This is a genomic window from Streptomyces sp. NPDC001204 (assembly GCF_053598035.1).
In genome coordinates, this window is sequence record NZ_JBSFJL010000103.1 from 1 (window position 1) to 1224 (window position 1224).

General features: G+C 73.6%; 2 protein-coding genes. Both read left to right on the forward strand.

Annotated elements, in window-relative coordinates:
- The first annotated feature begins 25 nt into the window (after nt 1–25).
- Complete coding sequence (locus tag ACWC91_RS41615) at nt 26–457, forward strand: gas vesicle structural protein GvpA (RefSeq protein ID WP_450645100.1); 432 nt, start codon at nt 26–28, stop codon at nt 455–457.
- A complete protein-coding gene (locus tag ACWC91_RS41620; RefSeq protein ID WP_450645102.1) occupies nt 454–1224 on the forward strand; it encodes a GvpL/GvpF family gas vesicle protein in 771 nt (256 codons plus the stop codon). Before ACWC91_RS41615 ends, ACWC91_RS41620 begins: the two co-directional genes overlap by 4 nt.

The window sequence follows — 1224 nt, forward strand, 5'->3', positions numbered from 1 at the left end:
ACGGAGAGAAGGAGGCGCGGTTGGCATGACCGTTGTCCCGGCACAGACGTCCGGTGGCGGAGGCGGCAGCAGCGGCCTGTACGACGTACTGGAACTCGTCCTCGACCGGGGGCTGGTGATCGACGCGTTCGTGCGGGTCTCCCTGGTCGGCATCGAGATCCTGAAGATCGACGTACGGGTCGTCGTCGCCAGCGTCGACACCTACCTGCGCTTCGCCGAGGCCTGCAACCGGCTCGACCTGGAAGCCGGCCCGCACCGGACCCCCGGCCTGCCCGACCTGGTCGGCGAGGTCACCGAGTCCGGCGCGCGCGGCAAGGCCAAGGGCGCGCTGTCCGGCGCCGCCCAGACCGTCTCCGACGCCTTCCAGCAGGGCCGCCAGGAGCACTCGGACGAGAGCGGGCAGCGGCCGCGGGCCCGCAGGGCCGCGCCGGCCCGCCGGAAGGAGGAGCAGGAGTGAGCACGTACGTCTACGCGATCACCACCGCCTCCCACCCCGGCCTGCCGCGGGGCATGGGCGGTGTGGGCGAGCCGGCCCGCCCGGTGCGCGTGCTGACGGCGGGCGGGCTCGCCGCGGTCGTCAGCGACGCACCCGAGGGACTGCGGCCCAAACGCAGGGACCTGCTCGCCCACCAGGCCGTGCTCAGCGAGGCCGGTGAGGCCGGCTGCGTGCTGCCGATGCGGTTCGGCAGCATCGCCCCCGACGACGACACCGTCACGAGTGTGCTCACCGAGCGTGCCGAGCACTACCGCGAGCGGCTGCGCGCCCTGGAGGGCAGGGTCGAGTACAACGTCAAGGCCAGCCACGTCGAGGACGCGGTGCTGCACCGCGTGATGGCCGAGAACCCCGAGATCCGTACCCTGGCCGAGGCCAACCGGCGCTCCGGCGGCGGGGGTTACCAGGACAAGCTCCGGCTCGGTGAGCTGGTCGCGGCCGCCGTGCAGGCCCGCGAGGCCGACGACGCCCGCGAGATCGTCCACGCGCTGGAGCCGTACGCCGCCGCGGTCAGCGACGGCCCGCCCTCCACCGGCTGGCTGGTCAACGCCTCGTTCCTGGTCGACCGGGAAGCGGCCGAGGAGTTCGTGACCGCCGTCGAACAGGCCCGCACGGACCTGCCCCACCTCGAACTGCGGGTCAACGGCCCCCTGCCGCCCTACAGCTTCGTCGAACCCGGCCCCGCCGAACCCGCCAGCACCACGGCCGGAGCCGACACAGGAGCGGAGTGA